The 13,495-nt window shown below is 54.6% G+C and carries 14 protein-coding genes; 4 read left to right on the forward strand and 10 right to left on the reverse strand.

The genetic code is table 11. The features are described from left to right. Window positions 1-117: 117 nt before the first annotated feature. The 3 genes from EHN07_RS01750 to EHN07_RS01760 form a co-directional block, all read right to left on the reverse strand. Window positions 118-1,773, reverse strand: a complete 1,656-nt coding sequence (locus tag EHN07_RS01750; protein WP_124022498.1) for a glucan biosynthesis protein D — start codon at window positions 1,771-1,773, stop codon at window positions 118-120. Between the two features lie 217 nt (window positions 1,774-1,990). Further along, window positions 1,991-2,767 (reverse strand): ABC transporter substrate-binding protein, encoded by a 777-nt coding sequence (locus EHN07_RS01755; RefSeq protein WP_124022499.1) that lies wholly within the window; start codon window positions 2,765-2,767, stop codon window positions 1,991-1,993. 12 nt (window positions 2,768-2,779) lie between these two features. Beyond that, window positions 2,780-3,949 (reverse strand): pyridoxal phosphate-dependent aminotransferase, encoded by a 1,170-nt coding sequence (locus tag EHN07_RS01760; RefSeq protein WP_124022500.1) that lies wholly within the window; start codon window positions 3,947-3,949, stop codon window positions 2,780-2,782. Window positions 3,950-4,068: 119 nt separating this feature from the next. Between EHN07_RS01760 and EHN07_RS01765 the strand changes: the two genes are divergently transcribed. Continuing rightward, a complete protein-coding gene (locus EHN07_RS01765) occupies window positions 4,069-4,968 on the forward strand; it encodes a LysR substrate-binding domain-containing protein (protein ID WP_124022501.1) in 900 nt (299 codons plus the stop codon). On the opposite strand, the gene mazF is transcribed toward EHN07_RS01765, so the two are convergent. The 3 genes from mazF to hglS all read right to left on the reverse strand — a co-directional run bounded on the left by mazF (window position 4,965) and on the right by hglS (window position 7,038). Continuing rightward, window positions 4,965-5,297 (reverse strand): endoribonuclease MazF, encoded by a 333-nt coding sequence (mazF, locus tag EHN07_RS01770; RefSeq protein WP_124022502.1) that lies wholly within the window; start codon window positions 5,295-5,297, stop codon window positions 4,965-4,967. The two genes, EHN07_RS01765 and mazF, sit on opposite strands and share 4 nt — an antisense overlap. Continuing rightward, the gene (locus EHN07_RS01775) at window positions 5,297-5,542 is read right to left on the reverse strand and encodes an AbrB/MazE/SpoVT family DNA-binding domain-containing protein (protein ID WP_124022503.1); all 246 of its coding nucleotides are present in this window, start codon (window positions 5,540-5,542) and stop codon (window positions 5,297-5,299) included. The genes mazF and EHN07_RS01775 overlap by 1 nt, the downstream gene beginning before the upstream one ends. Before the next feature lie 152 nt (window positions 5,543-5,694). Then, window positions 5,695-7,038, reverse strand: coding sequence for a 2-oxoadipate dioxygenase/decarboxylase HglS (hglS, locus tag EHN07_RS01780; RefSeq protein ID WP_124022504.1), 1,344 nt, complete (start codon window positions 7,036-7,038; stop codon window positions 5,695-5,697). Between the two features lie 253 nt (window positions 7,039-7,291). Between hglS and pcaH the strand changes: the two genes are divergently transcribed. The 3 genes from pcaH to pcaQ all read left to right on the forward strand — a co-directional run bounded on the left by pcaH (window position 7,292) and on the right by pcaQ (window position 9,780). Next, window positions 7,292-8,029: a protocatechuate 3,4-dioxygenase subunit beta gene (gene pcaH / locus EHN07_RS01785; RefSeq protein ID WP_124022505.1), complete on the forward strand. Its 738-nt coding sequence runs from the start codon at window positions 7,292-7,294 to the stop codon at window positions 8,027-8,029. Further along, on the forward strand, window positions 8,029-8,649 hold the full coding sequence (gene pcaG, locus EHN07_RS01790) for a protocatechuate 3,4-dioxygenase subunit alpha (RefSeq protein ID WP_124022534.1): 621 nt from the start codon (window positions 8,029-8,031) through the stop codon (window positions 8,647-8,649). Before pcaH ends, pcaG begins: the two co-directional genes overlap by 1 nt. A 207-nt stretch (window positions 8,650-8,856) precedes the next feature. Next, window positions 8,857-9,780 carry a pca operon transcription factor PcaQ gene (gene pcaQ, locus EHN07_RS01795; RefSeq protein ID WP_124022506.1) on the forward strand — a complete coding sequence of 308 codons (924 nt, stop codon included), beginning with the start codon at window positions 8,857-8,859 and terminating at the stop codon, window positions 9,778-9,780. Here pcaQ and pcaC read toward each other — a convergent pair whose 3' ends face one another. The 4 genes from pcaC to pcaF are packed head-to-tail and all read right to left on the reverse strand — an operon-like array spanning window position 9,781 to window position 13,491. Continuing rightward, window positions 9,781-10,167: a 4-carboxymuconolactone decarboxylase gene (pcaC, locus tag EHN07_RS01800; RefSeq protein WP_124022507.1), complete on the reverse strand. Its 387-nt coding sequence runs from the start codon at window positions 10,165-10,167 to the stop codon at window positions 9,781-9,783. It abuts the gene before it with no gap. 1 nt (window position 10,168) lies between these two features. Beyond that, the gene (gene pcaD, locus EHN07_RS01805; RefSeq protein WP_124022508.1) at window positions 10,169-10,927 is read right to left on the reverse strand and encodes a 3-oxoadipate enol-lactonase; all 759 of its coding nucleotides are present in this window, start codon (window positions 10,925-10,927) and stop codon (window positions 10,169-10,171) included. Further along, the gene (locus EHN07_RS01810) at window positions 10,924-12,279 is read right to left on the reverse strand and encodes a 3-carboxy-cis,cis-muconate cycloisomerase (protein ID WP_124022509.1); all 1,356 of its coding nucleotides are present in this window, start codon (window positions 12,277-12,279) and stop codon (window positions 10,924-10,926) included. Before EHN07_RS01810 ends, pcaD begins: the two co-directional genes overlap by 4 nt. A gap of 9 nt (window positions 12,280-12,288) precedes the next feature. After that, entirely contained in the window at window positions 12,289-13,491 is a 1,203-nt protein-coding gene (gene pcaF, locus EHN07_RS01815; RefSeq protein WP_124022535.1) for a 3-oxoadipyl-CoA thiolase, read from the reverse strand. Window positions 13,492-13,495: the final 4 nt, after the last annotated feature.

Raw genomic sequence — 13,495 nt, forward strand, 5'->3', positions numbered from 1 at the left:
GATCAAGAATCGTTTATGCAATCAGCAAGTCGTTCGATGGCTCGCTGCACGGTGATATCCTTGAGACGAAAAATAGACAGATAACGCTAAAAAGCTCCATCCGTGGAGCTTCTGGAGTTACTTCATAATGCGGTCATCAACGTATTGACGTTTGTCCGGTGCGGGCGGGAAGTAGTGATACAGCCAGGTTTCACTGATGGCATCGCCCTGGCAGCGCAGGAACATGCGCATATCTACCGGATCGGTGGAGTCGTCCGTTGGATACCAGTCGAACAAAATGCGATAACCGTCGAATGGCTCGACATACAGAATTTCAATTTGACGCGCTTCGCCGTTAGACAGGGTAATCACCGGCTCGATACCCTTCGGTGCCGCGACTTTCAAATCCCCGCCGATAAAATCAATGGCGAAACGGCGTGACCATTTATCCGGGAAATGCTCGCCTGGCGCCCAGCCTTCCGGGAAGCTACCCATACCGGTACGCGTGGCGTAAACCCGCGCCAGCGGCGACTGGATGGGCGGCAAACCGCTCCAGTACAGACGGTATTTAAACTCCAGCTTGTCACCGGCTTTGACCGTTTTTTCCGGCTGCCAGAAGCAGACGATGTTATCGAGCGTTTCACCGGTCGTTGGGATTTCCATCAGGCCAATCGTGCCCTTGCCCCACTTGTTCAGCGGCTCCACCCACAGGCTTGGACGCTTGTTATACCAGCCCATAATGTCCTGGTAGTTAGCAAACTCGTGGTCGAGCTGCAGCAACCCAAAACCTTTCGGGTTGTTGTCGGTATAGGCGTTGAACTGCAATTTCTGCGGATTGTTCAGCGGACGAGTCACCCATTCACCGTTGCCGCGCCACATCGCCAGGCGATCGGAGTCGTGGATCTGCGGGTGAATGGTGTCGCACATCCGGCGTTCGTTGGTGCCGCAGGCAAACATACTGGTCATCGGCGCGATGCCCAACTGCTTGATATCTTCACGCGCATACAGGTGATTATCGACATCCATCACCACGCGCTGCGCTTCACAATTGATGGTGAATTTATACGCCCCGGTGACGCTGGCGCTATCGAGCAGAGCGTAGACCACAAATTTGGTGTCGCCCGCTTTCGCGGTTTCAAACCAGAACGAAGTGAAGTCCGGGAACTCTTCAAGCCGATCGGTATAAGTGTTCACCGCCAGCCCGCGTGCAGACAGGCCATATTGATAAGTGCTATCGACCGCACGGAAGTAACTCGCACCGAGGAATGAAACCACGTCGCGGCGCGCCAGCTCTGGCGCTTTGAAGGCTTTAAAACCTGCAAAACCAAGATCGATCTGGCCTTCGAGTTGTTTGGTGTCAACGCCTGCATCGTTATAGTTGAACAGCTCAGGACGGAAGTGAATTTCACGCGCCTGATGGGATGCAGGATCAACAGAGAACATGCGCACACGGCGGCGGAAGCCCATGCCAACGTGGAAAAACTGCACGTCGAGCTGGCGGTTTTCGATGTTGTTCCACAGCGAATGCTCGGCGTCATATTGAATCGCGTTATAAGCCTGCGGCGTTAAGTTTGCCAGCGTCTCTGGCAGCGGGCGCGGTTTGCCGACCCACGGTTTCTTCGACAGGTCGTGGGCCATGGACTGCAGCACGGCGAAATCGAATGCGGTAGTGCGTCCATCGGCAATTTCAGATTCGGCTGCATAGGCTGCGCGTGAAAAGAGTGTGGCAATTGAGGTGGTGCCGCTGACTGCGGCGAGAGCCATTGAGGCTTTGAGAAAACGTCTGCGGTTCATGCCTGAAAATTGTCCTTAATTGTCGATGTATTTCGTCCCACCAGGAGCAGAACAGCGGCAAATTTATGCACGATTAAGACCGCACACTCTAGACAAAATTCACGACAAATCCAATCACCTGGAGCGAGCTTTACGCACCGGCGAACATTATTTTACTGTATATGAGAATTCGATGAAAAAACGGCCCCAAAAGTGGGCCGCTTGATAATCAAAATAGTTACTTCACGGCGACATCAATACCCGGGAAATATTTTTTCGCAAGCGTAGTGATGGTGCCGTCAGCACGCACTTTGTCGATGGCCGCATCCAGCTGCTTTTTGGTCTGCTCATCGCCTTTGCGCAGGCCATAACCAATACCGCTGCCAAGAATAGTGTCGTCACTGACCGGTTGGCCGACAAAGCCAAAACCTTTGCCCTGCGGCTTGCTCAGGAAGCCTGCCTGGCCTGCGGCTGACATCACCAAAGACGCATCGATACGGCCGTTGAGCAAATCGCCCCAAGCCATATTCTGATCTTTATATGACACTACCGTAACGCCCGCTTTTTCCCAGTGCTCTTTGGCGTACGTTTCCTGAATTGAGCCTTGCAGCACGCCGATGGTTTTGCCTTTCAGCCCTTCAGCCGTGGGCTCCATACCGCTGCCCAGTTTACCCACCAGCTGTGAAGGAATACGGTAGATTGGCTGGGTGAAATCAACGCTTTTGCGCCGCTGCTCGGTGATGTTCATCGCCGAGTTAATCGCATCAAACTTCTTCGCCACAAGTCCTGGGATCAGCGCATCAAAAGACGTTTCAACCCACGAACATTTCAGGTTTGCCGCTTTACAGATAGCGTTACCCAAATCGATATCAAACCCTTCGAGTTCGCCCGCCTGGTTACGGCTTTCAAACGGTGGATACTCAGCTTCCACGCCGTAGCGCAATTCGCCCGCCGCTGATGCCGCAAAAGAGGCACACATCCCGACCAGTAAACCTAATGCATAAACTTTTTTCATTATGACCTCGTATCAGCGTGGCTTGAGCTGGCAAAGTGCCTGAGCACCTGCACGTAACGTAGCTTCATCTTTCGCAAATGACAAACGAATCAATTTGTTGTCTGTCCCGTCGGTATAGAACGCGGAGAGCGGAATGGTCGCCACGCCGTATTGGGTAATTAAACGCTTCACCATTTCACCATCAGATTCATCACTGAAATGATCGAACTTCGCCAGCAGGAAGAATGAGCCGGCGCATGGCAACAGTTTAAACGGTGAGTCCACCAGCAATGCCTGCATCAAATCGCGCTTGCGCTGATAAAACGCCGCCAGCGATAAATAAGTTTCCGGGTTCGCCATATATTCAGCAAACGCATACTGCATCGGTGTATCCGCTGAAAACATCAGGAACTGATGCACTTTGCAGATTTCATTCATCAGTTCAGCCGGAGCCAGGCAGTAACCTACACGCCAGCCGGTCACGTGGAACGTTTTGCCGAATGACGAAACAATCACGCTGCGCTCGGCCAGCGCCGGATGCGTCGCCATGCCGTGATGGCGCTCGCCATCAAACACGATATGTTCATAAACCTCATCGGAAAGAATAATGATATCGGTGTTGCGCGTCAGCTGCGCCAGCATCTCCAGATCCCGGGCGCTGAATACCTGCCCGCTAGGGTTATGCGGCGTGTTGACGATGATCATGCGGGTGCGCGGAGTAATGGCAGCGCGCACCTCATCCCAGTCGACGGTGAAATCTGGTAGCGCCAGTTTCAGGGCAACCGGCGTGGCACCTTGCAGGCGAACAATCGGCGCGTAGCTATCGAACGAGGGTTCGAAATAGATGACCTCATCGCCCGGATGCACTAACCCGCCGATCGCCGAATAAAGCCCTTCGCTGGCGCTGGCGGTAATTAAGATTTCATCGTCAACGTCATAATGAGAGCCGTAAAGCGTGGCGACCTTTTCTGCGATCAGCGTTTTTAACGGCCTGAAACCGCTCATCGATGCGTACTGGTTATGATTATCCTGCATCGCTTTGGTCACACCGGCAATAAGTTTGGGGTCCGGTGCAAAGTTTGGTGCGCCTTGAGAAAGGTTGATGGCGTTATGTTGCGCCGAGAGTTGGCCGATAACGGTAAAAATGGTGGTTCCAACATCCGGTAATTTTGAACGAAATTGCACCGGGGTTTGCATAGTCATGGCCGCTCCTGTGAATGCGCGATTTGCATAACTATTCAATCCGTAACCGGTTGCTACCACAACCGAATTGTTGTCATAATAGCCATGCAAAAAAATCATAGCTCAGCGGAGAGCCTCTCATGCGGCGCAACTTCCCTCTTAATACCGTTGATGCTTTTCTGGTCACGGCAAAACATCTCAATCTGACGCGCGCGGCTAAAGAACTCTGCCTGACGCAAGGCGCCGTCAGCCGTAAAATCTCAACCCTTGAAGAGTGGCTCGGTTTTTCCCTGTTTGACCGCCATGCCAGAGGCCTGCACCTCACCCCACAAGGCAGCGCCCTGCTTCCCGAATTACAACTCGCGTTTGAACATTTGCTGAATGTCGCGAGTGATGCCGCTCATCAACCGAGCGTTATTCGCCTCAAAGCCCCCACCTGCGCCATGCGCTGGCTGGTGCCGAAACTGGTGCAGCTGGAAAGCGCCTCGCCGGATATTCAGGTAGCCTTAACCACCACTATTGAGCACGGCGTAAATTTCAACAACGAACCCTTTGATGCGGCGATTGTGTTTGGCAAACCTTCCAGCACCGCTACGCTGCTGTTTGAGGAGCGGCTAACGCCGGTAATCAGCCAGCAGCTGCTGGGAGACAGAGCGTTAACCACCGCGAGTCTGAGCCAGTACACCTTTCTGCATCCAACGCGCGATCGCACCGACTGGTCGCTGTGGCTGACGCATCATGCCGACATCCCCCCTGTCATGCAGAAAAATCAACACTTCGACACCATGGACCTGGCCATCAGCGCTGCGATTCAGGGTTTCGGCATTGCGATTGCTGATGCCACCCTGGTGGCGGAAGATTTGCACCGTGGCCGGCTGGTGCAGCCGTTCGAGGGTAGCGTGAAGACGGGGGCATGTTATTGTCTGGCGCTGCGCGCTGGAGAAGAAAGCCACGCTGGGCTTGGGGCGTTTAAGCGCTGTTTGATGGCGTTGCGTGAACAGGAGCACAATCCCATTCTGGTGGGTAACGTATTCCCTTAGCCAATCAGCGCTTTCGCTTTGGCACGGATTTCAGCCAACTCTGCGGCACTAACTTTGCTCTTCTGCTCGATTTTCCTTGCTCGCCAGTCCACGCAGGTGACCTGATCTGACAGAGCCACACCTTCCCGACTCGCGGTAATTTCAACCTCAAATGGATATCCCTTTGCTTTTGTTGTGCAAGGCACACACAGTAGCAGGCCCGTTTTGTTGTTATAGGCAAACGGGCTGAGTACCACAGCAGGACGATGGCCACCCTGTTCATGGCCTGCCACCGGGTCGAAATCGATCCAGATTACATCGCCTGCGTCCGGTACATAGCGAGAAACCATCAGAGTATTTCCTTGCCAACAGGTGCGCCAAAGTCTGCTTTCTGGTGCTGATTATCCTGGGTAATCCCCGCTAAGAGCGCATCTAGCGAATATTCTTTCGCCCTCACCGGGACAATAATGATATGACCATTTTCTACGGTAATATCCACCGTATCATCCACATTCAGACAGGCGGCTTGCATAATCGCGGCCGGAAGGCGAACTGAAGGGCTATTACCCCATTTTTTAATCACTGATTTTGACATTCGAGGCCTCATATGTTGATACGATTGTAGCAACGCTAATTCATTCCTTATCGAGTGTCAATAATGTATCTACACCATAAGCTTTAGCCATTGACGAAAGCATTCTGGTTTAAAGGCCGCCATGGCGACCTTTACCGGAAGAGTTATCAAGGCTACAACAATCCACAGCGCTTTTTACTGCGGTCAGAAGCCTGCTGGTACAGCTCAAACTCATTGGCCACCGGTGCGCCAAGGGCTTCTTCAAATGCCGCGCGGCTGGCATGGCCGTGGCTGCGTACCCCGCCTTCGCTCCCCAGGTTCGACTGGAAAATCCCCGCCGCGCTCACCGGCAGGAAATCTTCATACACGATCGGCTGAGCCACCAGCCAGCCGCGTTCAATCAACGGTTGCGGATCGTCACCCGGCTTGATGGACTGACGGTGCATCTCTCCCACAGGCGTTAAGCGGTAGCGGAAATAGGCCAGCCCCTGGCTGCGCATCAGCGTTTCGCTGTCCGGCAGGCGGCTGAACACCTGCTGCAAATGTTGCTGATGGCTAAAGTTATCCTCTCCGTTTCCCGCCTCACCGAGTAATTCATCATACAGCGCGCGCCCTTTTGGGGTTAACGCCACGCCACGCTGCTCTATTTCACCGAAGCGGGCAGTATGGGTGCCATGATGCACTCCGGCAAAAATAATCGGCTCCTCCAGCGCTTTAAAACTGGTCTGGCGTAACAGAATGGAGAAAGTACGGCGCGGCGGGCCTTCGATAATCGCTTTGGGCGCAATACCATATTCCGGCATCAGCGCCTGTACGCGGTCGATATCCAGGGTGCGCGGCGTCAGATGGTTAATGTGGCAGCCACGGAAACAGACCACGTCAGCAATCAGACGGTGCTGCTGGTGGAAGGCCTGGTAAGTTTGGCTATCTACCGTAGCATGGCGGTGCCAGCGGAACGTTTCCAGCACCTGCTGAATAAATTCGTCGGCCTGCGGTTCGCTGAATGCTCCCTGCTGGTCGTAAATATCCAGCAGCGCCCGACAGCGTGGAGTGAAAATATCGCGTTCGGCAAGAATAGCCGCAGCGGTTTTGCGCAGTTCCACATCTTCAATCAACTCAAGACGCAATAAGGAGGTGAAAATGCGGAATGGATTACGAGCGAGTGCCGCATCGTCAATCGGACGAAACGCCGTGGAATGCACGGGCACGCCCGCCTGCGAAAGATCGTAATAGCCGACCGGAAACATCCCCATAATCGCAAACACGCGCCTTAGCGTCGCCAGCTCTTCCGCTTTGCCCACCCGAATAGCGCCGTGACGTTCCACATTCAGGCGCGCCAGCTCATCGGCATTTTCTAACTGCTGTTGCAGATCGGGGCTGTTTTCTAACACCGCCAGATTGACGTCAGCCACTAACTCTAACAAAGTGCCGTATTGAGGCACCTCTTGCTGGTACATCGCCGACATGGCGTGTGAAAATTTTTCCCGAAGCTCATCAGCCGTGATGTTATTCGCCATAATGTCGTACTCCTGTGAATATTGCTCAAAGAGTAGAAGGCAGGACGGGCTTCAGGGCGAAGAATTTTCGTTTTGTGATCGACTATACAACCCCCAGGCTATAAGTAATGCTTCCTGCATTTTACATAACCAAAAGATATGCAAAGCCACGCTTAAATTCACTTTAAATTAACAAATCATTAACCGAAACTGTGCCTGGCGATTTTTAAAACCACAATACGTCGCCCTTCCCACCCGACAACTGGAGCTGGCTATGTCTCAGATTTGGCAATCTCATGAAGTGGTCCATCGTGACTATGACTCCCACCCTCCCGCATTGGCCCCCGGCTATAAAACCAGCGTGTTACGCTCGCCGCGCAATGCCCTAATTTCATTACAGAATTCACTTTCTGAAATCACCGGGCCGATCTTTGGTGCCAGAGATCTCGATCCGTTTGATAACGATTTGATCATGAATTACGCCAAAGAGGGGTTACCGATCGGCGAGCGTATCATCGTGCACGGCTATGTGCGCGACGGCTTTGGTCGCCCGATGAAAAACACGCTGGTTGAAGTATGGCAGGCCAATGCTGGCGGGCGCTATCGCCACAAAAAGGACAAATATCTGGCCCCTATCGATCCAAACTTTGGCGGCTGCGGGCGCGTATTAACCGATGAGAACGGCTATTACTTTTTCCGCACCATCAAACCTGGCCCGTATCCGTGGCGCAACCAGGCCTCTGACTGGCGCCCTTCCCACATTCACTTTTCGCTCTCCGGCGATTCATTTGCCCAGCGTCTGATCACCCAGATGTATTTCGAAGGCGATCCGCTGATCAAGCAGTGCCCGATTGTGAAAACCATTAATAACGATGACGCCATCCGCACTCTGATTGCCGAACTCGACACCCACGCAGCGGTGCCGCTCGATTGCCTGGCTTATCGCTTTGATCTGGTGCTGCGCGGGCAGCGCGCCACGCTGTTTGAAAACCGTACCCAGGGAGCCGCATGATGAAAGATTATTTAGCCGAAACCGCATCGCAAACGGCGGGCCCGTATGTACACATCGGTCTGGCCCCGCAGGCCGCAGGGTTTAATATTTTCGAGAAAAACTTCAGCCCCGTGCTGACTAACGCCCACACGCAAGGCGAGCGGATTATCGTTGAAGGCCGCGTGTTCGACGGCTCCGGCACCCCGGTGCGCGACGTGCTGCTGGAGGTGTGGCAAGCCAACGCTGCCGGGCGTTATAACCACCCTGCCGACCGACAAACCGATAAAGAGCTGGATGAAGATTTCCGCGGCTGGGGGCGTACCTGCTCCGATTTTGACAGCGGCGTCTGGCGTTTTGATACCATCAAACCCGGTGCGGTAACCGGCCGTGACGGGCGCCTTATGGCGCCACATTTGAACCTGTGGATTGTCGCGCGCGGGATTAATATCGGCCTGAATACGCGGATGTATTTTTCGGATGAACAAACCGCAAACGCTGCCGATCCGGTACTGAATCTTATTGAGTGGGAAGTCCGCCGTAACACGCTGATGGGCAAACGCGAGCAGCGTGGCAATCAGGTGGTGTATACGTTTGATATTTATCTTCAGGGAGAGAGAGAAACGGTGTTTTTTGATGTCTAGTTGAGTCGCCAAAGCGGGTGGATATCGCTGCCGCTACTCCACCCTGTAACGGCTTTCACCGGCCGGATAACGTCCCACCTGATAAATGTCGAATCCTCACTTATTGTTATTGAAAATAATTAATTGTTAATTTAATTTTGCTGGCAAGTTATCAAAATCAAACAACTTATCTTGTCAGCGCTACGGATCTCTTTTTAACATCCGGTTATGGAAAAAAACGGTTTATTCACTCAGCGCATTCGCTTGCGCCACCTTCATACATTCGTGGCTGTCGCTCAACAGGGAACGCTGGGGCGTGCAGCTGAAACGCTTAATCTGAGCCAGCCTGCCCTGTCAAAAACGCTTAATGAGCTCGAGCAGCTCACCGGCACGCGTTTATTCGAGCGTGGGCGGCTTGGCGCGCAGATGACGCTGATGGGCGAGCAATTCCTGACCCACGCCGTGAAAGTGCTGGATGCGCTCAACCATGCCGGGCAATCGCTGAACCAGAAAGATGGGCAAAACGCCACGGTCATTCGGGTTGGCGCGTTGCCCACGGCAGCGCTCGGTATTTTACCGAAAGTCATCGGCCAGTTTCACAAACAACAAAGTGACGTGACGCTGCAGGTCGCCACCATGAATAACACCATGCTGCTATCTGGCCTGAAATCGGGCGAGCTGGATTTGGGGATTGGCCGCATGTCCGACCCGGAATTGATGACCGGGCTGAATTATGAACTGTTGTTCCTCGAATCGTTAAAGCTGGTAGTGCGCCCGGGACACCCGTTACTGCATGAAAATATCACGCTCAGTCGCGTGATGGAGTGGCCGGTAGTGGTGTCGCCAAAGGGGACTATCCCGCGGCAGAACGCTGAGTCGTTGCTGATAAGCCAGGGCTGTAAAATGCCCGCGACCTGTGTCGAAACGCTTTCGGCTTCGCTTTCGCGCCAGTTAACCGTGGATTATGACTACGTGTGGTTTGTACCATCAGGGGCGGTCAAAGAGGATTTACGCCAGGGAACGCTGACTTCGCTGCCCGTCCCCACTCAAGGCGCGGGCGAGCCGATTGGCGTGTTAACGCGGGTGGATACGCCGCTGTCTCCAGCGGCGCAAATTTTGTTATCGTCGATTCGTAAATCTATGCCGGGCTGATTATTGCGGCCCGTCCATCTCATCAAATACCTGCTGTGCCAGATGCATGGTAGCGTTAGCGGCGGGTAAACCGCAGTACAGCGCCGAATGCATAATTAACTCTTTGATTTCATCACGCGTCACGCCGTTGTTAAACGCGGCGCGCAGGTGCATGTTCAACTCGGCTTCGCGGTTTAGCGCAATCAACATAGCGAGGGTGATCATACTGCGGGTATGGCGCTCAAGTCCCGGGCGCGTCCAGATATCGCCCCAGGCGTAACGCGTAATAAAGTTCTGAAATTCTTCGTTTAACGGCGTGAGTTGCGATAGCGTGCGGTCAACATGTTTGTCGCCAAGCACCGCCCGCCGTACTTCCATGCCCTGCTGATAATGCTCTTCATCCGTCATCTCAATCGTCCTGTTGAATAAAGTTAAGCAGCGCCACGTTAAAACCGTGGGCGTCTTCAATATTGGAAAGATGCGAAGCTTCGAGCGTCACCAGGTGTGAACCGTGGATCTGCTGATGCATAAATTCGCTGTCAGCAACGCGGCAAACCGGATCGTGAACGCCGGCGATAAACTGTATCGGCAAGGTGATTGCGCCAATTTCAGCCCGCAGATCTGCCGCCGCTAACGCCTCACAGCAGGAGGCGTAGCCCTCAGCGTTGATCCCCGCCAGAGTGTGGCAAATGGAATCGACTTGCGCATGATGGTGCTTAACGAAATCGTCGGTAAACCAGCGCGATGGCGCACTTTTAGCTATCGCCGACATCCCTTCGCTACGCACGCTGCGGGCTCGCTCCAGCCAGCCGCTTTGCTCGCCGACTTTTGCCGCGCTATTGGCAACGGTAACCGAAAGAAAGCGTTCCGGGGCAAAACGGGCCAGCCACAGGCCAGTCAAGCCGCCCATAGAAATCCCGCAAAAGTGTGCCTGTTTCACGCCCGCGTCATCCATCACGCTGATAACGTCTTCCGCTAATTGCGGCAGCGTAGTTTTGTCGTTTTTGACGGTACGCCCGTGGCCGTGGGTGTCGTAACGCAGCACCCGGAAATTCTCAAGCAGGGCTGCCATTTGCGGCTGCCACATTTCAAGCGTGGTGCCGAGTGAGTTCGACAACACCACGACCGGCGCACCGCTGCGCCCTTCCAGTTGATAATAAATATTCATTTTACCCTCCCGGTTTGTTGTGCTGCCCGCGCCAGAACCTGGTTGATAAACACATCGTTACTGCCGGTGGCGTGCTGCGGATCGAGCAAAGTTTCGATTTCTTTTAAACAAAGATAACGGGTGACTTGTGGAGTTTCTGCGAGCAACGCCGCAAGCGGCTGGTTTTTATCCAGCGCACGGTGGCAAAGCTGTTCCACTAAGCGGTGCGCCTCCTGTTTGCCAATAAACTGCGCAAGAGCAAGCGTAACCGACTCGGCCATAATCAGGCCGTGAGTGATATCGAGATTGGCGCGCATTCTGGCGGTGTTTACCTGCATTCCGTTGAGCAACTCCCACGAGGTTTGCATCACCCCGCCTGCCAGCGTAATAAGCTGCGGGAGCGTTTCCCACTCGGCCTGCCAGCCGCCAAGCGCCCTTTCATGCTGTTGATTCTGGCTGGCGTACAGCGTTGCCATCAGCCCCGGAATACCTGTGGTCGCGGTTAACACTGCCGCACAGCTTACCGGATTACGTTTGTGCGGCATGGTTGATGAACCACCTCGCCCTTCGGCAATCGGCTCGCCGACTTCGCTGACTTCGGTTTGCATCAGCAGCGAAAAATCACCGGCAAATTTCCCCAGCGTACAGCTAACACCGGCAAACCAGCCGGCAGCCTCCAGCAGGCGGTCTCGCTGGCTATGCCATGGCGTATCAGCCTGATGAAGCTGTAGCTGCTTAGCCAGCGCCCGCGCCACAGGAATGCCCTGATCTTTTAGCGAGGCGAGCGTCCCCGCCGCACCACCAAATTGCAGCACCAGCACGCGCGGTTTTATTTCATACAGCCGTTGCTGCCAGCGCAGGAGTGCATCAAGGGTGCCTGCCAGTTTCAGGCCGAAGGTGATCGGCAGCGCATGCTGCATCCAGGTACGCCCCGGCATCACGCTATGCTGATGGCGTTGGACTTGCCCGGTTAAGGCGCTAATCAGTTTTTCGATAAGTTCTTCTGAAGCTGAGAAGGCCGCTCTGAGCTGCAATATCAGCCCCGTATCGATCGCATCCTGGCTGGTTGCGCCCCAGTGAACATAACGCGCCGCCTGTTCATCCTGAAGTTTAACCCTGGCGGTGAGCTGCTTCACCAGCGGGATCGCCAGGTTTCCGGCTCCCGCAGCGGCCTGTGAAAGCGCCTGCGCATCGAGTTTATGAGCCTGGCACTGTGAGGCAATCAGCTCAACCGCCGATTCAGGTATCACCCCGCATTGGGCACAGGCCTGCGCCAGTGCCGCTTCAAAATCCAGCATTCCTTGTAACGTCTTCTCATCGCTGAAAATTGCTGTCAACGGCGAGGGACGTAACATGGGGGTAAACAGCGTCATGCCTGCTCCTTAAACGCGTTCGATAATCAGTGCGATCCCCTGACCGACACCAATACACATGGTACAGAGCGCATAACGCCCGCCGCTGCGCCTGAGCTGATACGCAGCAGTCATCGCCAGACGCCCGCCCGATGCGCCAAGCGGATGCCCCAGCGCAATCGCGCCGCCGTTCGGGTTCACCTGTTCGCTATCGTCCGGCAGACCGAGGTCACGCATCACGGCCAGCGCCTGGGCGGCAAAGGCTTCGTTTAATTCAATGACATCCATCTGTGCCAGCGTCAGCCCGGTTTGCGCCAGCACTTTGCGCACCGCCGGTGCCGGGCCAAAACCCATTATCCGTGGCGCAACGCCCGCGGTGGCTACGCCGACAACCCGCGCCAGCGGCTGTAAACCATGGGTATGCAGCGCCTGCTCGCTTGCCAGCAATAACGCACAGGCTCCGTCATTCACACCTGACGCATTTCCGGCAGTAACGCTGCCATCAGCGCGCACCACGCCTTTGAGTTTTGCCAGCGCTTCAATCGAGGTGGAACGCGGGTGTTCATCGCGGTTAAACAACAAGGCTTCGCCTTTGCGCTGAGCAACTGCAACCGGAATTAGCTCGTCGTTAAAAATCCCCATCTCCTGCGCGCGGGCGGTGCGTAGCTGGCTGCGCAACGCGAAAGCATCTTGATCTGCGCGGTTGATGTTGAAGTCCGTCGCCACGTTTTCGGCGGTTTCCGGCATTGCATCCACACCATATTGCGCTTTCATCAGCGGGTTGATAAACCGCCAGCCAATGGTGGTGTCTTCCATTTTCATACGGCGCTCAAAGGCGCTTTCCGCTTTGCCCATCACAAAGGGGGCGCGCGACATACTTTCCACGCCACCGGCAATCATCAGGTTCGTTTCCCCGCTTTTAATCGCCCGCGCCGCCACGCCCAGCGCATCAAGGCTTGAGCCACACAAACGGTTGATGGTACTGCCCGGTACGGTTTCAGGTAATCCTGCCAGTAACAGCGCCATGCGCGCCACGTTACGGTTATCTTCCCCCGCCTGGTTTGCACAGCCGTAAATCACATCATCAACCGCAGACCAGTCCAGACCGGGATGACGCGCAATTAAGGCTTTCAGCGGCAGTGCGGCTAAGTCGTCGCTACGAACCGAAGAGAGCGCGCCAGCGAAACGGCCGAACGGAGTACGCACTCCATCACAGATAAATGCTTGATTCATCATA

The sequence above is a fragment of the Buttiauxella warmboldiae genome, assembly GCF_003818135.1.
In the GTDB taxonomy this organism is placed as follows: domain Bacteria; phylum Pseudomonadota; class Gammaproteobacteria; order Enterobacterales; family Enterobacteriaceae; genus Buttiauxella; species Buttiauxella warmboldiae.

What these genes read in the sequence shown, in the direction of transcription:
- EHN07_RS01760 (WP_124022500.1), bottom strand. Translation starts at nt 3,949, where the DNA reads ATGACTATGCAAACCCCGGTGCAATTTCGTTCAAAATTACCGGATGTT.
- EHN07_RS01775 (WP_124022503.1), bottom strand. Translation starts at nt 5,542, where the DNA reads ATGTCAAAATCAGTGATTAAAAAATGGGGTAATAGCCCTTCAGTTCGC.
- pcaH (WP_124022505.1), top strand. Translation starts at nt 7,292, where the DNA reads ATGTCTCAGATTTGGCAATCTCATGAAGTGGTCCATCGTGACTATGAC.
- EHN07_RS01755 (WP_124022499.1), bottom strand. Translation starts at nt 2,767, where the DNA reads ATGAAAAAAGTTTATGCATTAGGTTTACTGGTCGGGATGTGTGCCTCT.
- pcaC (WP_124022507.1), bottom strand. Translation starts at nt 10,167, where the DNA reads ATGACGGATGAAGAGCATTATCAGCAGGGCATGGAAGTACGGCGGGCG.
- pcaQ (WP_124022506.1), top strand. Translation starts at nt 8,857, where the DNA reads ATGGAAAAAAACGGTTTATTCACTCAGCGCATTCGCTTGCGCCACCTT.
- pcaG (WP_124022534.1), top strand. Translation starts at nt 8,029, where the DNA reads ATGAAAGATTATTTAGCCGAAACCGCATCGCAAACGGCGGGCCCGTAT.
- EHN07_RS01765 (WP_124022501.1), top strand. Translation starts at nt 4,069, where the DNA reads ATGCGGCGCAACTTCCCTCTTAATACCGTTGATGCTTTTCTGGTCACG.
- hglS (WP_124022504.1), bottom strand. Translation starts at nt 7,038, where the DNA reads ATGGCGAATAACATCACGGCTGATGAGCTTCGGGAAAAATTTTCACAC.
- EHN07_RS01810 (WP_124022509.1), bottom strand. Translation starts at nt 12,279, where the DNA reads ATGACGCTGTTTACCCCCATGTTACGTCCCTCGCCGTTGACAGCAATT.
- mazF (WP_124022502.1), bottom strand. Translation starts at nt 5,297, where the DNA reads ATGGTTTCTCGCTATGTACCGGACGCAGGCGATGTAATCTGGATCGAT.
- pcaD (WP_124022508.1), bottom strand. Translation starts at nt 10,927, where the DNA reads ATGAATATTTATTATCAACTGGAAGGGCGCAGCGGTGCGCCGGTCGTG.
- EHN07_RS01750 (WP_124022498.1), bottom strand. Translation starts at nt 1,773, where the DNA reads ATGAACCGCAGACGTTTTCTCAAAGCCTCAATGGCTCTCGCCGCAGTC.
- pcaF (WP_124022535.1), bottom strand. Translation starts at nt 13,491, where the DNA reads ATGAATCAAGCATTTATCTGTGATGGAGTGCGTACTCCGTTCGGCCGT.